Origin of the sequence: Chryseobacterium oleae (assembly GCF_900115055.1) — a bacterium.
Classification (GTDB): Bacteria; Bacteroidota; Bacteroidia; order Flavobacteriales; family Weeksellaceae; genus Chryseobacterium; species Chryseobacterium oleae.
In genome coordinates this window covers 1,248,087-1,264,296 of record NZ_FOVD01000001.1, presented here as the reverse complement: position 1 = coordinate 1,264,296, position 16,210 = coordinate 1,248,087, and the positions used below count along the sequence as shown (strand labels likewise).

Genomic DNA, 16,210 nt, shown 5'->3' with positions numbered 1-16,210 from the left:
ATGAGAATTTATTTTAATTTTGCATCAGTAGTTTAAAATTATTATTAATAAATATCGGGTTTATTCCCATTTAAATATGAACACAAATACAGACAATGTACAGCTCTCTTAGAAAAAAAATATTTGGAGGTGATAATGTTGTCAATCTCTCAGATGTAAGATATCTTCCCAGATGGATAATATTAGTAATAGATATTATTATTCTGGTAATGTCTTTATTTCTATCCACCTACACTATCGAAAAAATCACTCAGAAAGAGTTTATTTATCATGAAGATAAAAGTGTCGTTTTTGCTTTTATTATACTGATAAATACGATGTTTATGTATTTTTTCAAGACCTATGCGGGGATTATAAGGCACTCTACCTTTATTGATCTTTTCAAACTTCTGATTTCCTGTTTTTGTACAATGACAGTAGTAGGTCTGGTTAATCTTATTTATTTTTGGTCTACAGGAGGTAAATTCATATTAACTCCATTCCTGATACTGTATTTCATTATATCTTTCATGGGGCTATTTCTCTTTAGACTATATGTTAAAGAGTTTTTTCATATTGTGAGAGAATACAGAAGAAGTACTTTGAAAAAGAGAATATTGGTACTTGGTATTGACGAACAGTCTATTGCCATTGCCCGTGCTATTTTAGATAATCCAAGCCTGCCTTATCAGGTAGTAGGGTTTCTTACCCAAAGAACCGATTCTAAAAGAGCGTCTTTACTGGGGAAACCTATTTACGAAAAAAGAAGAATAGAGGAAGCTACAAAAGAGGATCTGATCATCGATGGGGTAATCATTGTTAAAGAAATGATGTCTAAGGATGAAATGAATTCCTGGGTGAATCTATTTTTGGAAAAAGACTTGAACATATTCAAAGCTCCGTCTGTACAGAAATTAAGAGATAGTGACTTGGGAGGGGCCATACGAAACCTTCAAATTGAGGATCTCCTGAACAGAAAACCAATAAAAATTGAAAGTGAAGAGGTTAAAAGCAGACACTTTAATAAAAATATACTGGTGACAGGGGGGGCGGGTTCTATCGGAAGCGAAATCGTAAGACAGGTAGCTCAGTTTAATCCCGCATTAATTGTTGTTTTAGATCAGGCTGAAACCCCGCTATATGACATTGAACTTGAAGTTAAAGATAAATTTCCTCATATCAGGTTTAAATTTGTTTTAGCAGATGTTTCCAATATACACAGGGTAGAACCATTATTTCAAACCTACAATTTTTCAATGGTTTATCATGCTGCAGCTTATAAGCACGTTCCATTGGTAGAAGAAAATCCAAATGAGGCTATTCGTGTGAATGTCTTGGGATCAAAGAATATTGCTGTTCTGTCAAGTCGTTACAAAGTGAATAGATTTGTCATGATCTCTACAGATAAAGCTGTAAACCCAACCAACGTAATGGGGGCTTCAAAAAGAGCAGCTGAATTATTTGTACAGTCTTTACAGCACGTTGAAGGAAATACGACAAAATTCATCACCACGAGATTTGGAAATGTATTGGGATCAAACGGTTCGGTTATTCCACATTTCAAAAAACAGATTGAGGCCGGTGGCCCTGTTACGATTACCCATCCCGATATTGTAAGATACTTCATGACTATTCCTGAAGCCTGTGAACTTGTTCTTCAGGCCGGAACAATGGGACAAGGTGGAGAAATCTTTGTCTTTGATATGGGAGAGCCTGTAAAGATTTTAGACCTAGCAAGAAGAATGATAAAGCTATCAGGTTTTGAACCTAATATTGATATAAAAATCATTTATACTGGTCTAAGACCAGGAGAAAAGTTATATGAAGAGTTGTTGAGTGACGATGCAAAAACGCTTCCTACTCACAATGAAAAGATTATGATTTCTAAGGATCCTATGAAGTCGTTCTCAGAAATTGAAAGTCTCATCAATCTGATTACAGACGCTTCAGTAATGGATGAAAAAGTGGATGTAGTAAAGATGCTGAAAATTATCGTTCCGGAATTTAAGAGTAATAATTCGATCTACGAACTATTAGATAAATAGCAAAAATATAAATGTATATTTGTACAATTTTTAAAATATGAAGGGAAAAATATTAGCAATATCTCTTGCATTAATGCTGGTTTCCTGCAAGGTAAACCAAACTAAGCCAAATGACTTGAACTATATGCAGAATATAGAGAAGGTTGCAATAGAAGCATCGGAAAAAAATTCTAAACCTACAATACAGGCAGGTGATCAGCTTATTATTTTGATCACTGCTAAAGATATGGACGTAGTAAAACCGTTCAATCAAAATTATTCTTCGTCAGAATTGATCCAAAGTAATGCCATGGCTGGTGGAAATACTCCCAATCAAGGATTAACAACTCTTACAGGACCAACATATGTTGTAGATGCTGAAGGTAATATTGACTTTCCTATTTTAGGTAAAATTAATACAACTGATAAATCTTTATTAGAATTTAAAGATGAACTACGTGATAAAATGACAAAATATGTCATTAACCCTACGATAAGCGTGAGGCTTGCCAATTTCAAAGTTACGGTATTAGGTGAAGTAAACAGACAAGGAGATTATACTATAGCAAATGGACAGGCTACTATTCTGAATGCCTTGGGACTTGCTGGTGATTTAACATCATATGGAAAAAGAGATGATGTACTAGTAATCAGAACAGAAAACGGAACTGTTTCACATGGACGTGTTAATCTTCGCGATGCTAACTTAATCAACTCACCATACTATAATCTTAAACAAGGAGACGCCATTATTATCTCTTCCAACAATACAAAAGACGTTTTAGCAAAACAAAACCCAAATACAGGACTTATCTTAACAGGTGTTTCAATTGCAGTCACGGCTGTAGCAGTAGTAGTAAGTTTATTTAATAAGAAATAAAAATTTGATGGATAACCAGCAGCCTTCGCAATTTTCAGAAGTTGAAAATAATTCAAATAGTATTGATATTAGTGAGATAATTAAGCCATATTTAAGAAAATGGCCATGGTTTATTTTAAGTGGATTTATTGCTCTACTGATAGGGTATTTTGTCTTGAAATTTATGGTTCCCATATACGAAGTTCAGGCTACTGTACTGGTAAAAGATGCTAAGGGAACCGGATCTCCTGTTGCAAATGAATTAGGCTTACTACCAGACCTTTCTGGCTTAGGTGGTTTAAAGACAAATAGTGTTGCCAATGAAATCGAGATTCTCAAGTCAAAGAAAATGATGAGGGAAGTTGTGATCAATCAGAACCTTCAGACTAATATTATTGGAAAGGGAAAGATTGCCAAGATGGAATTATACCAAGAAACTTCACCAATCGAAGTTAAGGTCATTAATGAAAAACCTATGCAAGGGTCGGTTAATGTCATTAATTTGATAATTGAAGGGAACAAGCTTACTATAAAATCTGAAAAATTAAAAAAAGACATAGTAACAACATATGGCAAAACAATAGGGCTGCCATTTGCTAATATTATGATTACAAAAAACAGCAAGTTTAATCCTTCTCTGGTAAAAAATGTTGACACACAAAATCTGGTCTTACAGATTGCTTCTCTTGAAGCTAAGGTAGGAAGCCTACAGGGCGCTTTAAATGTTAGCTTGGTCACAAAGGAAGCTACTGTTGTGAGACTTGCCATGCAATATCCTCAAATAGAAAAAGCGGAAAATGTTCTTAATAATCTGGTAGTTGCTTATAACAATGATGCTATTTTAGATAAAAATTCAGAATCCACAAAAACGTTGGATTTTATTGAGGATAGAATTAAAAAATTATCAGGAGAACTTGGTGAGGTAGAAAATCAAAAAGAGAGTTTTAAATCAAAAAATAATCTTACAGATATTGAAACTGAAGCAAAAATTAGCTTAGAAAGCTCAGCGGCTGCAAGAGTAAAACAGTTGGATATTGATGCACAATTAGAATTAACTGATGCATTAATAGGATTTGTTTCAAGACAAGGGCAGTTTCAGGTTTTACCGGCTAATGTAGGATTAAACAATCCAGAAGCTACTGCTGGAATTTCAACCTACAACCAGTTAATTCTACAACGAAATAGATTGTTGGAATCTGCCACAACAGAAAACCCTACAGTAGTAGATATTACCAAGCAGATTAATACAATGCGAGGGTCTATTACGCAAAGTTTACAAAGAAATAAAACGGGACTTGAGCTGGCAAGAAACGAATATGTGGGCGAACAGAATAAAGTTTCAGGTAAGATTTCTAAACTTCCTTCTATCGAAAAAATGTTTAGAAGTATTGAAAGACAACAACAGATAAAAGAGAATTTATACCTTCTTCTTCTTCAAAAACGAGAAGAAACAGCTATTGCTCAGTCTATTACAGCGCCGAAAGCCAGAGTAATTGATACTGCGTATGCATCCAGCATTCCAGTGGCACCCAAAAGAAACTTAATTCTACTAGCAGCTTTATTTTTAGGGTTGTTATTACCTTTTATCATTATTTATGTATCACAGTTATTTAATAATAAGGTGGTTACTAAACATGATTTAGATAAATTAATTCATGCTCCAGTCATAGCAGAACTCCCAAGTCTTCAAAAAGGAGATTCGGACATTGTTCAGGTAAATGATATTACTCCAATGGCAGAGGCATTCAGAATTCTTATCACTAATATGAATTTCATGCTTCCTAAAAGTAAAGAGGGAAAAGTGGTATTTGTTACTTCAACAGTAAAAGGAGAAGGGAAAACATTTACTTCAGTGAATTTAGCTTTAACATTGGCTAACCCTAAAAAGAGAGCAATTATCATAGGATCGGACATCAGAAACCCACAGCTTCAGAGATATAATCCGGCAAGAAAAGGATTAATGGGACTTACAGAATTTCTTTATTCTAATGAAACGAAAATTGAAGATATTGTACATGTTTCCTCTTTCAACCCTCATCTGGATGTTATTTATTCCGGAATGATTCCTCCAAATCCTACAGAATTAATATCTAACGGACGATACGAAGTTCTTCTTAATGAATTGAAAAATAGATATGATTATATTATTTTAGATACAGCTCCGTTACTTCTTGTGACTGATACATTCCTGATTTCAGAACTTGCGGATGTTACTATTTATGTATCAAGATCTAAATACACAGAAAAATCTCTTCTTGAGTTTGCCAATAATAATATTGATGCGAATAAGATCAAAAATGTTGGATTTGTCCTTAATGATGTTAGTAATGAAAACTTAGGATACAATAACAAATATGGTTACGGATATACCCAACACAAAGAACAGACATGGTTTGAAAAAATTAAAAATAAATTTAACTAATGATGAAAACATATAAAATAGCTGTTATTGGCCAGGGCTATGTAGGTCTGCCTTTGTCTTTAGAATTTGCCAGTCATTATCCTGTTTTAGGATTTGATATCAATGCTCAACGAGTTGATCAGCTTAATGAAGGCATAGATATAACGCTGGAAGCAGATATCGATAAGCTTAATGATGGTTTAAAAAAATATAAAGAATCAACGGGTTCTATTGGATATAAAGCTACAAGTCAATTGGCAGAAATAAAGGAAGCTAATATTTTTATAGTAACAGTTCCTACACCTATTGATAAATATAATGCTCCGGATTTAAATCCATTGATTTCTGCTTCAAAAATGCTGGGAGAAATTATTAAAAAAGGAGACATTGTCATATATGAATCTACCGTTTTCCCTGGTTGTACAGAAGAAGAGTGTGTTCCAATTCTGGAGAAACATTCTGGGTTAAAATTTAATGAAGACTTCTTTGTGGGTTATTCTCCGGAGAGAATTAATCCGGGAGATAAAGTAAATACCCTTACCAGCGTTAAAAAAGTAACTTCAGGATCTACTGAAGAAATTGCTGAAGAAGTAGACCAGCTCTATAAAAAAATTATTACAGCAGGAACACATAAAGCATCCAGTCTTAAAGTGGCAGAAGCCTCAAAAGCAATTGAAAACGCACAACGTGATGTGAACATTTCTTTTGTGAATGAACTTGCTTTAATTTTTGACAGAATTGGTATTGATACCAATGATGTATTAGAAGCTGCAGGAACAAAATATAATTTCCTTAAATATAAACCTGGATTAGTTGGAGGACACTGTATTTCAGTAGACCCATATTATCTGGCACATAAAGCAGAACAGTTAGGATATCATCCTGATGTTATTTTATCAGGAAGACGTGTTAATGACTCTATTGCAAAATTTGTTGCATCTAAAGTGGTAAAACTTCTTATCGCAAAAGGGGGTATCATCAAAGATTCAAATGCATTGATTTTAGGCGTTACTTTTAAAGAGAACTGCCCTGACGTAAGAAATACCAAGGTCGTTGATATTTATAAAGAACTTACAGATTACGGAATCAATGTAGATATCTATGATCCTTGGGCAAGCAAAGAAGAGGTAAGACATGAATATGGTATAGATATTCTTGACGTCCTTCAGGAAGGTAAAAAATATGGTTCTATCATTATAGCGGTTTCCCATAATGAATTCCTTCAAATGGATCTGGCTCAGTTAAAAACTGAAAATGCAGTAGTTTTTGATACTAAGGCTTGTTTAGATAGGAATCTGGTAGACGCGAGATTATAAAATTAGAATGAATTATGACATCATAATAGTCGGTGCAGGTTTAGTAGGATTAGCTACTGCCTATCAGGCTAAACTCAAAAATCCTAATTCTAAGATTCTTATCTTGGAAAAGGAAAATAATGTATCCCTTCACCAATCCGGGCACAACAGTGGGGTGATTCATAGTGGAATATATTATAAGCCGGGAAGTTTAAAGGCAAAAAACTGTATTGAAGGCTATAATTCTGTTATAAACTTCGCAAAAGAATACGGAATCAAATATGATTTGTGTGGCAAAATAATTGTGGCAACTTCACAGGAAGAGCTACCTCTTTTAGACAATATTTATAAAAGAGGAGTAGAGAATGGCCTTGAAGATTTAAAATATCTTTCCAGAGAGGAATTTCGTGAAATAGAGCCTCATTGTGAAGGAGTGAAAGCTATAAAAGTACCTCAAACTGGTATTATAGACTATCCGGGCGTTGCTAAAAAAATAAAAGAACTTTTCGAAGAGCTAGGAGGAGAGGTTAGGTTTAATCAGGAAGTTAAAAATATTATTGATAAAGGTTCAGAAATTATTGTTCAAACCAATACTTCTGAAGTTAAAACAACCAAACTCATCTCGTGTGCCGGACTTTATTCAGATAAAGTAACCAGCATGACCAACAAAAATAATGATGTCATCATTATTCCTTTTCGTGGAGAGTATTACAAATTAAAAGACGAGAAAAAACATTTGGTTAAACACCTTATTTATCCCGTTCCGGATCCTAATTTTCCTTTTTTGGGAGTACATTTCACCAGAATGATTGATGGGAACATTGAAGCTGGTCCGAATGCTGTCCTCGCTTTTAGAAAAGAAGGGTATAAATTTTTTGATTTCAGTTTCAGCGAAACCATGCAGACTCTTACATGGCCAGGGTTTAGGAAAATCGTTGCCAAATATGGTAAAACAGGAATGGGAGAGGTTCACCGCTCACTTTCCAAATCTGCATTTACAAAGGCGTTGCAAAAACTGATGCCGGAAATACAGGAAAATGATCTTGTTACCGGAGGTGCAGGTGTAAGAGCGCAGGCATGTGACAGGAATGGTGCTTTAATTGATGATTTTGACATTGTGAAAAATGGAAATATTATCCACGTAAGAAATGCTCCTTCACCGGCAGCTACTTCATGCCTTTCAATAGGAAATAAGATTAGTGAACTTATAGAAAATTAAATTCTCCGAAAATCTCCCCCCAACACTTAAATAAACACTACATATGAAAATTCAAATGGTTGACTTAAAAAGTCAATATGAGAAAATAAAAGAAGAAGTAAATGCCGGAATTCAGGATTGTCTGGATAATACTGCATTTATCAATGGTCCGGCAGTAAAAGAATTTCAACAGGATTTTGAAAAGTATTTAGATGTAAAACATGTTATTCCTTGTGCGAATGGTACAGATGCCTTGCAGATCGCAATGATGGCTCTGGATTTAAAGCCTGGAGATGAAATAATCTGTCCTGCTTTTACCTATGTAGCAACTGCCGAAGTGATGGGCCTTTTAGGATTAAAGCCTATCATGGTAGATGTTGATGAAAATACATTTGATATTGAACTTAACGGTTTAGAAAAATACATAACTCCCAATACCAAGGCTATTGTTCCTGTTCATTTGTATGGGCAGAGTGCAGACATGGAGAAGATTCTTGAGTTTGCAAAAAAGCATAATTTATTTGTGATAGAAGACAATGCTCAGGCTATTGGTTCAGATTATACATTCTCAGATGGTACGGTAAGAAAAACCGGAACCATTGGAGACATAGGATGCACTTCTTTCTTCCCTTCAAAAAATTTGGGATGCTATGGAGACGGAGGAGCTTTAATGACCAATGATGATGATCTGGCTCTAAAAATAAGAATGATTGCTAATCATGGTCAGGAGAAAAAATACTATCATAAAGTACTGGGCTGTAATTCAAGGCTAGATACAATACAAGCAGCAGTGCTTAAAGTAAAGTTGAAGCACCTTGATGAATATTCAGAAGCCAGGAATACAATGGCGGATTATTATGATAGAAATCTGGCCGGTATTTCTGAAATCCAGGTTCCAATCAGGGCCAAAAATTCTACTCACGTATTTCATCAGTATACCTTAAGAGTAAAAAATGGAAAAAGAGACGAATTGCAGAAATATCTTGGTGAAAAAAATATTCCAAGTATGATTTACTATCCGTTACCGTTATATAAGCAAGAAGCTTTTCAGCAGTATGTAGAAGAAGGTTTTAGTCTTCCTGCTACAGAAAAGCTTTGCTCGGAAGTTATTTCACTTCCTGTTCATACAGAATTTGATCAGGATGCCTCAGATACTGTCATTTCTGAAATTAAAAACTTTTTTAATCAATCATAAAAAGAATACTATGTCAGATTTTTTTGCACACGAAACTGCTGTTATAGATGAAGGCTGTAAAATAGGAGCCGGAACTAAAATTTGGCATTTTTCACATATTATGCCTAATTGTATTTTGGGTGAGAATTGTAATATTGGCCAGAATGTAGTAGTGTCTCCTCAGGTAGTTTTAGGAAAGAATGTCAAAGTTCAGAACAATGTTTCTATATATGAAGGTGTGACTTGCGAGGATGATGTTTTTTTAGGTCCTTCTATGGTTTTTACCAACGTTATTAATCCTAGAAGTGCTGTAAACAGGAAAAATGAGTATTTAAAAACCAATGTTGGTAAAGGCGCATCTATTGGTGCCAATGCTACAATAGTCTGTGGTCACAATATTGGAAATTATGCATTTATCGGAGCAGGAGCTGTAGTTACGAAAGAAGTACCTGACTATGCTCTGGTAGTAGGAAATCCTGCAAGACAATTGGGATGGATGAGCGAGTACGGACAGCGTCTTGAATTTGATGCGGATGGAATAGCTATTTGTGAAGAAAGTGGAGAGAAATATAAAATTGAAAATAATAAAGTTTCAAAAATTTAAATAAAGAACAAATGTCTGAGAAAATAAAATTTGCAGTTGTCGGTTGTGGACATATCGGGAAAAGACACGCTGAAATGGTATCTAGAAACCCTGAGTGTGAGTTGGTAGCTTTAATAGATGTAAAAGATAAATCAGTTCTTGGAATTGAAAGCTTTGACGTCCCTTTTTTCGCTTCACTTGATGATTTTTTGAATTCTGGGATTGAAGTGGATGTTGTTAACATTGCTTCTCCGAACGGGTTCCATTTCGAACAGGCATATAAAGTAATAGATTCTGGAAAACATGTTGTCGTAGAAAAGCCGATGGCTCTTAATAAGCAACATGCTGAAAAGCTTATTTTTCAGGCACTTCATAAGCATAAACAGGTTTTTGCTGTAATGCAAAACCGTTATTCACCTCCTTCTGCATGGGTGAAGGAAATGGTGGAAAGCGGAAAATTGGGTGAAATCTATATGGTTCAGCTCAATTGCTACTGGAACCGTGATGACAGATACTACAAGCCGGAATCATGGCATGGGAAATTAGAATTAGATGGAGGAACTTTGTTTACACAGTTTTCCCACTTTATAGATATTATGTACTGGCTGTTTGGTGATATTACCAATATTCAGGCAAAATTTGCTGATTTTAACCACGAGAAACTTACAGATTTTGAAGATTCAGGTTTTGTAAGCTTTGATTTTGTTAATGGAGGAATGGGATCATTAAATTATTCGACTTCTGTATGGAATCAGAATCTTGAAAGTTCAATGACGATCATTGCTGAAAACGGTGCCGTTAAAATTGGGGGCCAATATATGGATAAAGTAGAAGTCTGCAACGTAAAAGACTATGTAATGCCGGAACTGGCGCCTACGAATCCAGGAAATGATTATGGAGCTTACAAAGGTTCTGCTGCTAATCATCATTATATTATTGAAAATGTAGTAGACGTAATCAAAGGAAGAAATTCTATTACGACCAACGCTTTAGAAGGTCTGAAAGTGGTAGATATTATTGAAAGAGTCTATGCTTTAAAAAATAGTACAAAAGGTTAGATTTTGAGAGAAAAATTAAAAAATATAATTAACTCATCTAGCATTAGAAATTCTTTTTTGTTAATGATTGGAACAGGGATTAGTCAATTTATTCCTGTTCTTTTCAGTCCTTTACTGACAAGAATTTACTCTCCTTCTAATTTCGGAGATTTGGCAATTTTCATGGCCTTTTCTCTTATTATAGGTATGGGTGCCTCTGGAATGTATGAATATGCAATTGTTTTGCCGGAAAATGATGATGATGCGCAGAATATCATAAAATTAATAACAATTCTGGCCCTATCAATTAGTGTTTTAACGGGAATAGTTTTTTACGTTGTAAGCTGGTTCATAGAATTAGATTTTTTTTATTTCCTGCTACCATTTTCTATCTTTTTTACAGTTTGTTATAACGTTATATCCTATTGGTATAATAGAATGAAGAAGTATAAAACTTTAAACCTTATTAGAATCTTTCAGTCTGTGCTGATTATTGGGGGAAGTTTTATTTTCTATACTGTTAAAAATGGATTAATCTACGGATATGTATTAGGGGGGCTTTTTTGCTTTATTATATATTTATTTAATTTTATCAAACAACTACGCCAGGTAAACTTGCAAAAAATAAGAAGTCTGGCCATTGAATACAAAAAATTTCCTACGCTGATTTTACCTTCATCTTTAATGAATACAGTGAGCAGCTATGCACCTGTTTTTTTTATAAAAAGATTTTATACATCGGCACAGTTAGGATCTTTTTCCATGTCAAATAGGGTACTTACTGCTCCTATATCTGTAATAAGCACAGCAATAGGACAGGTTTATTTTAAAAATTTATCAGATTACTATAATGAAAAAAAATATGATTTAATAAAAAAAACATTTTTACAAAGTACTTATATACTCTGTGTGATCTCCATATTTATTTTTCTGCCTTTGTTTTTCTTTGGAGAAGAATTGGCCATAGTGATTTTTGGAAAAGCATGGAAAGAAGCTGGAGAGTTTATTGAAATAATTGCTTTGGCATCGATGATGAAATTCATCGTGTCTCCTTTAAGTACAATTTTAATAGTAAAGAAAGAATTAAATAAAGTGGCAAGATGGCAGACCATTTACTTCTTTACTTCAATGACAATTTTTATAATAGGTTGTTTTTTTTCTATAAAAACATTATTATGGATTTATGTGATTCATGAAACAATATTATATGCTATATATTATTACATAATGAAAAGTGTAATAAATAAAACGAATAACATCTATGCATAGTACTGAAATAAATATAAAAAAAATAAAAATAATCTTTGCAATTGGTTATTGCGTAGTTTTTTTGGTTTTTTATTGTATTATCCCTGTTTTTTTTATGGGGAGCTCAGTGGATAAAAATATAAGTGAAACTTTAGCTACCATTACTCTTTTATCTTTGGTAGGCTTCTTGGTTTCATTTTGTATAAATTTTTTCCCTAATTACAAAAGAAAGTATCTCGTTATTAGTGGCGATACCTTCAGTAATTACGTGTTTGGAGCTTATGTCATAGTTGTACTATTGATTATGGCTACTGCTGGGGAATTACCAATACTGGCGTCATTACGTGGTGCTAGCCAGGAAGACCTTTTTGGACTAAGAGAAGGCTTTTTGAAGGAGAGAAAAGGTTTTGAAATTATTTTTGGATATTTAATTACTGTGATAGATAGTACATTCTTTCCTTTTGTAATTGTCAGGGCTTTTTTTTATAAAAATAAATCCAGATATCTTTATCTGCTAGCTTTTGTATTATATTCTATTTCATTTTTGGAGAAAGGTTATTTTTTGAAGATTGCTATTCCTGTTTTTATCTTTTTCTATTATAAATCAAAAAACAAAAAAACTTACTTATTAATAAGTGGTGGCCTCATTTTAGCTCTAATAAGCTTAATGTTTCTTCTTTCGAAATTCGATGCCATTGCAGTAAGCCGGGATGAACCATTCTTCAGCATATACCATATACCAGAGACTATATTTGAAGCAGTTATTTGGAGGATGGTCGCTGTACCAGTCATTACGGCCTATCAAGGGCTCGAACTGTTTTTTTCTGGTCAATTTAATGGCGAATACCTATATGGAGCAACCAGTAGTTTACTGTCATCAATATTCGGATTAGAGAGAATAAATTTTGAAAGAGCTTTGTATCAAAGCCAGTTTGGAGGAAGTGAAACAGGAAATGCAAACCAATTTTATTTAATAGAAGCATTTATCAATTATGGATTTATTGGTGTTTTTCTCTTTTCATTTTTATTAGGTAAAATCGTTAAGGATATGATTAATACCAGGAACATAGCGGTAATATGTATAATTCCGCTGTTATTTTATAATTTGTTCAGTTCCGGACTCATAGGAAATCTGTTAAGTAATGGATATCTGTTATTTTATTTAATGGTAATATATGTAAGGTTCAAATAATTCTGTAAAAAAACACAAATGGCAAAAATCTTATTATTACTTTCTCTTTTACTATCTGTAGAAAGCATTTTCATTAAAGAGTATGAAGATGATTCCAAATATTTACAGGCCTTACTTGATGAAAAAAGTGTGGTGGAGTTTCCGCTTAACAAAACCTTTAAAATTAAAGGAACTTTGTATTTGAAAGATGGCCATAAACTGATAGGAAATCACATTATTATTATTCAAACGCAGGCAGGGAAGCCTATTTTTGATTGCGTTGGCAAAAAAAACATATCAATTTCCGGATTTAATCTGAAAGGACTTGGAAATGATTATACGCCCACCTCTTCCTCTTTATCCGTAGGTATATATTGTTTTGGAGCTGAAAATGTAATTATAAAAGAAAATAATTTTTATAACTTTTCTTATTCACCGGTTTCAGGATTGAGGAAAGTAAAAAATATACTGTTTGAAAATAATTATTGTGAAGGCATCGGTTTAAATGATTCTAGATATTATCAAAAAGATGTTACCGGAATTACACTGGGAGGAGATGGTATTCGTATCATAAATAATAAGATAACGAATAGCTCACAAGGTATAATGATTGCTGAGGGAAGCAAAAATATAGTTATAAAAGAAAATCAAATTTATAATTTGCCTTTGGAGCATGGTATTTATGTAGATGCTTCATGTTCAGATATTATTATTGAAAACAATAAAATTACAAATGTTAAAGGCTCAGGAATAAAGATACAAAACAGAAGCAAAAAAATCCCAGGAATTAGTAAAAATATATTGGTAAAAAACAATACTATTTCGGATACAGGAATAGGAGATGGTATACTCGTCAATAACTCAGAAGGAAACGAAGTTTATGCGGAAGATGTACTTATTACCGGTAATATCTTAAAAAACATAGGACAGGATGGAATTAACATAAGATTTTCTAAATCAGCTAAGGTTTTGGAAAACAAGATTTTTAATGCTAAGAGATCTGGTATTTATCTGAAAGAAAATTATGATTTAACGGTATATAAAAATACAGTACAGGATATACAGCAAAATGGAATTTTTGATGAAGGATCCGGTAGTAATATAAATATTGATAGTAATGTTATAACAAATATAGGCTTAGAAGGAAATGATAAGAATGGTCTAAGTTCGGGTATTTTTATACAAGGAGGAAGTAATAGGGAAATTGTAAACAATTACATAAAAGGAGATCCTAAGTACACCCAATATTCCTTATATATTCCTTACGGAGATCAGAAAACAATTACTATTAAAAATAATAGATTTATTGGAGCCAGAGAATTTGGAGCTAGATTTTCTGATAATAAAGTGAAATTTAAAGAGTTTACAGGGAATCAGTTTGGTTCTAAATTGAGCGGCTCAAAAACCTTTAACCAACCTTAAACTAAATAGTAAAAAATATTTTTAACTCAACTTATAAATATGATATGAATGCTAAAAGCTTCAGATGCAGATGTGGAATAATAAAATCCTGTTAAGATTCTACTATAACTTAATCTGATATTTAATACACGCACATCAACTACATTTATATAATCGAGCTTAGATATTCTGAGATTAAACCAATTTAAAACTGATTAATTATGAAAACAAAAAATTTTATTTTTTTACTAGGAATTATGTTTTCCACAGATTTATTTTCACAAACTGTAAGTGTAGACAATACTTATGGATTTGTTAGTGGAAGAATAGAATACCCACTGATTCAAAATAATGAAACCTATCAAAGTGAGAGTATCTATCAAACACAGTTTGCTCCGTATTTAGCTGTCAATAACACAGATTTTTCAGGTAGAGTTCTGGATAAAAATGTTAATAGTGATGTGATAGGTTCTAATTTTAAAATAAAAAAATATAATGCAGAAGGAAAGCTTGAATTAACTTATGGAAATAATGGTTATTCTGTAGCTACTTGTGATTGGTCTATTCATGGTAACTTTAGGAATAAGACGCTATATAGCAATCACAACGGTGAAAACATTGTTGCAGGTCTAGGTTATCCCAATAATCTTGATGCATATAGATTAGGTAAATTTTCATTGGATGGAAATACCTTCACTGATCTTGGAACTGCCAGCTTTTTAGTTAATTCTACATTTGAGGTTTTAGATATTAAAGTTCTTGCTGATAATTCTGTATTCATGTATTTAGGATTTCAGGATTTTAAATTTGGAATAATCAAATTTAATTCTCAGGGCGTATTGGATACTTCATTTAACGGTAGTGGAATGAAAGTATATACACAAAACCGGCCTGGTGACTATACGTCCAGCGTAATAACAGATAGCAATAATAATTTTTATTTTACAACCTCTAATTATAATAAAGACGAAAGAATACATGATATTTTTGTCAGAAAAATTAATTCGGACGGGTCGATAGATACTTCTTTTGGCACGAATGGAATATCGATGCAGGCACCTGAGCCTAACAAAGGATTTACTCCTAAAAGTATTGGGATAACACAAGATAATAAAATTCTGGTGTTGGTAAAAGCCTACGCTCCGGCAAGGAATTTATTAATGAGATTGAACAGCAATGGTAGCTTAGATACCAGTTTTGGACAAAATGGGTATAAAACCCTTACAGGTATAGAATACTTCAATAGCAGAAGTATGAAGATCATTAATAATAAAATTTATTTAGTTGGGGATAATAATAAGAATGGTACTTCTAATTATACGCCTATGATTGCTAAGTTGGATATCAATGGGAATTTGGATACCTCTCTGAATGGCACAGGAATATTAACGCAAACAATCTATAATAATTACGATGCAAATCTTAAAGATATTATTTTGCAGCCTACCACAAATAAACTCCTTGTTTTTGGCGAAACAAATACCCCAAGCGGAAAGCTTACCAAGTTTGTTTTTAGATTAATAGATCAGGAATTTTTAGGAACTGATGATAAGGTCAATAAAAAAGAATTCTTGAATATTTACCCGAATCCGGCAAAAGATGTTATTAATTTTAATGAAAATACACTTGTTAAAGCCAATGAAGTATATAATATATATGACTTAACAGGTAAAGAAGTGTTAAAAGGAAAGGTAAATGAATCCATGAAAATTAATGTTTCATACTTACCGAAAGGAGTTTATATTTTGAAAATTAAGGAACAGAGCATTAAATTTATAAAAGATTGATTTTAAATTACATTTCTAAATCAATAGGGTTAAAATTTTTAAACAACGTTAAA

12 protein-coding genes are annotated in these 16,210 nt (G+C 33.0%); all 12 read left to right on the top strand.

Translation table 11 applies throughout. From position 1 onward, the window contains the following. The first annotated feature begins 95 nt into the window (after window positions 1–95). A complete protein-coding gene (locus tag BM143_RS05625) occupies window positions 96–2,024 on the top strand; it encodes a polysaccharide biosynthesis protein (protein WP_090023610.1) in 1,929 nt (642 codons plus the stop codon). Between the two features lie 37 nt (window positions 2,025–2,061). Beyond that, a complete protein-coding gene (locus tag BM143_RS05620) occupies window positions 2,062–2,883 on the top strand; it encodes a polysaccharide biosynthesis/export family protein (protein WP_090023609.1) in 822 nt (273 codons plus the stop codon). A 7-nt stretch (window positions 2,884–2,890) separates the two neighbouring features. Further along, window positions 2,891–5,284 (top strand): GumC family protein, encoded by a 2,394-nt coding sequence (locus tag BM143_RS05615; protein WP_090023608.1) that lies wholly within the window; start codon window positions 2,891–2,893, stop codon window positions 5,282–5,284. Further along, window positions 5,284–6,579 (top strand): nucleotide sugar dehydrogenase, encoded by a 1,296-nt coding sequence (locus BM143_RS05610; protein WP_090023607.1) that lies wholly within the window; start codon window positions 5,284–5,286, stop codon window positions 6,577–6,579. Before BM143_RS05615 ends, BM143_RS05610 begins: the two co-directional genes overlap by 1 nt. Window positions 6,580–6,586: 7 nt before the next feature. Continuing rightward, complete coding sequence (lhgO, locus tag BM143_RS05605) at window positions 6,587–7,777, top strand: L-2-hydroxyglutarate oxidase (protein ID WP_090023606.1); 1,191 nt, start codon at window positions 6,587–6,589, stop codon at window positions 7,775–7,777. Between the two features lie 43 nt (window positions 7,778–7,820). Continuing rightward, window positions 7,821–8,951, top strand: coding sequence for a DegT/DnrJ/EryC1/StrS family aminotransferase (locus BM143_RS05600; RefSeq protein ID WP_090023605.1), 1,131 nt, complete (start codon window positions 7,821–7,823; stop codon window positions 8,949–8,951). Between the two features lie 10 nt (window positions 8,952–8,961). After that, the gene (locus tag BM143_RS05595; protein WP_090023891.1) at window positions 8,962–9,534 is read left to right on the top strand and encodes an acyltransferase; all 573 of its coding nucleotides are present in this window, start codon (window positions 8,962–8,964) and stop codon (window positions 9,532–9,534) included. A gap of 11 nt (window positions 9,535–9,545) precedes the next feature. Continuing rightward, window positions 9,546–10,571, top strand: coding sequence for a Gfo/Idh/MocA family protein (locus BM143_RS05590; RefSeq protein WP_090023604.1), 1,026 nt, complete (start codon window positions 9,546–9,548; stop codon window positions 10,569–10,571). 3 nt (window positions 10,572–10,574) lie between these two features. Next, window positions 10,575–11,819, top strand: coding sequence for an oligosaccharide flippase family protein (locus BM143_RS05585; protein ID WP_139221996.1), 1,245 nt, complete (start codon window positions 10,575–10,577; stop codon window positions 11,817–11,819). After that, a complete protein-coding gene (locus BM143_RS05580) occupies window positions 11,812–12,990 on the top strand; it encodes an O-antigen polymerase (RefSeq protein ID WP_139221995.1) in 1,179 nt (392 codons plus the stop codon). Before BM143_RS05585 ends, BM143_RS05580 begins: the two co-directional genes overlap by 8 nt. Before the next feature lie 18 nt (window positions 12,991–13,008). Then, a complete protein-coding gene (locus BM143_RS05575; protein ID WP_090023601.1) occupies window positions 13,009–14,391 on the top strand; it encodes a right-handed parallel beta-helix repeat-containing protein in 1,383 nt (460 codons plus the stop codon). 200 nt (window positions 14,392–14,591) lie between these two features. After that, complete coding sequence (locus BM143_RS05570) at window positions 14,592–16,157, top strand: T9SS type A sorting domain-containing protein (protein WP_090023600.1); 1,566 nt, start codon at window positions 14,592–14,594, stop codon at window positions 16,155–16,157. Window positions 16,158–16,210 lie beyond the last annotated feature (53 nt).

What these genes read in the sequence shown, in the direction of transcription:
- BM143_RS05625 (WP_090023610.1), top strand. Translation starts at nt 96, where the DNA reads ATGTACAGCTCTCTTAGAAAAAAAATATTTGGAGGTGATAATGTTGTC.
- BM143_RS05620 (WP_090023609.1), top strand. Translation starts at nt 2,062, where the DNA reads ATGAAGGGAAAAATATTAGCAATATCTCTTGCATTAATGCTGGTTTCC.
- BM143_RS05615 (WP_090023608.1), top strand. Translation starts at nt 2,891, where the DNA reads ATGGATAACCAGCAGCCTTCGCAATTTTCAGAAGTTGAAAATAATTCA.
- BM143_RS05610 (WP_090023607.1), top strand. Translation starts at nt 5,284, where the DNA reads ATGATGAAAACATATAAAATAGCTGTTATTGGCCAGGGCTATGTAGGT.
- lhgO (WP_090023606.1), top strand. Translation starts at nt 6,587, where the DNA reads ATGAATTATGACATCATAATAGTCGGTGCAGGTTTAGTAGGATTAGCT.
- BM143_RS05600 (WP_090023605.1), top strand. Translation starts at nt 7,821, where the DNA reads ATGAAAATTCAAATGGTTGACTTAAAAAGTCAATATGAGAAAATAAAA.
- BM143_RS05595 (WP_090023891.1), top strand. Translation starts at nt 8,962, where the DNA reads ATGTCAGATTTTTTTGCACACGAAACTGCTGTTATAGATGAAGGCTGT.
- BM143_RS05590 (WP_090023604.1), top strand. Translation starts at nt 9,546, where the DNA reads ATGTCTGAGAAAATAAAATTTGCAGTTGTCGGTTGTGGACATATCGGG.
- BM143_RS05580 (WP_139221995.1), top strand. Translation starts at nt 11,812, where the DNA reads ATGCATAGTACTGAAATAAATATAAAAAAAATAAAAATAATCTTTGCA.
- BM143_RS05575 (WP_090023601.1), top strand. Translation starts at nt 13,009, where the DNA reads ATGGCAAAAATCTTATTATTACTTTCTCTTTTACTATCTGTAGAAAGC.
- BM143_RS05570 (WP_090023600.1), top strand. Translation starts at nt 14,592, where the DNA reads ATGAAAACAAAAAATTTTATTTTTTTACTAGGAATTATGTTTTCCACA.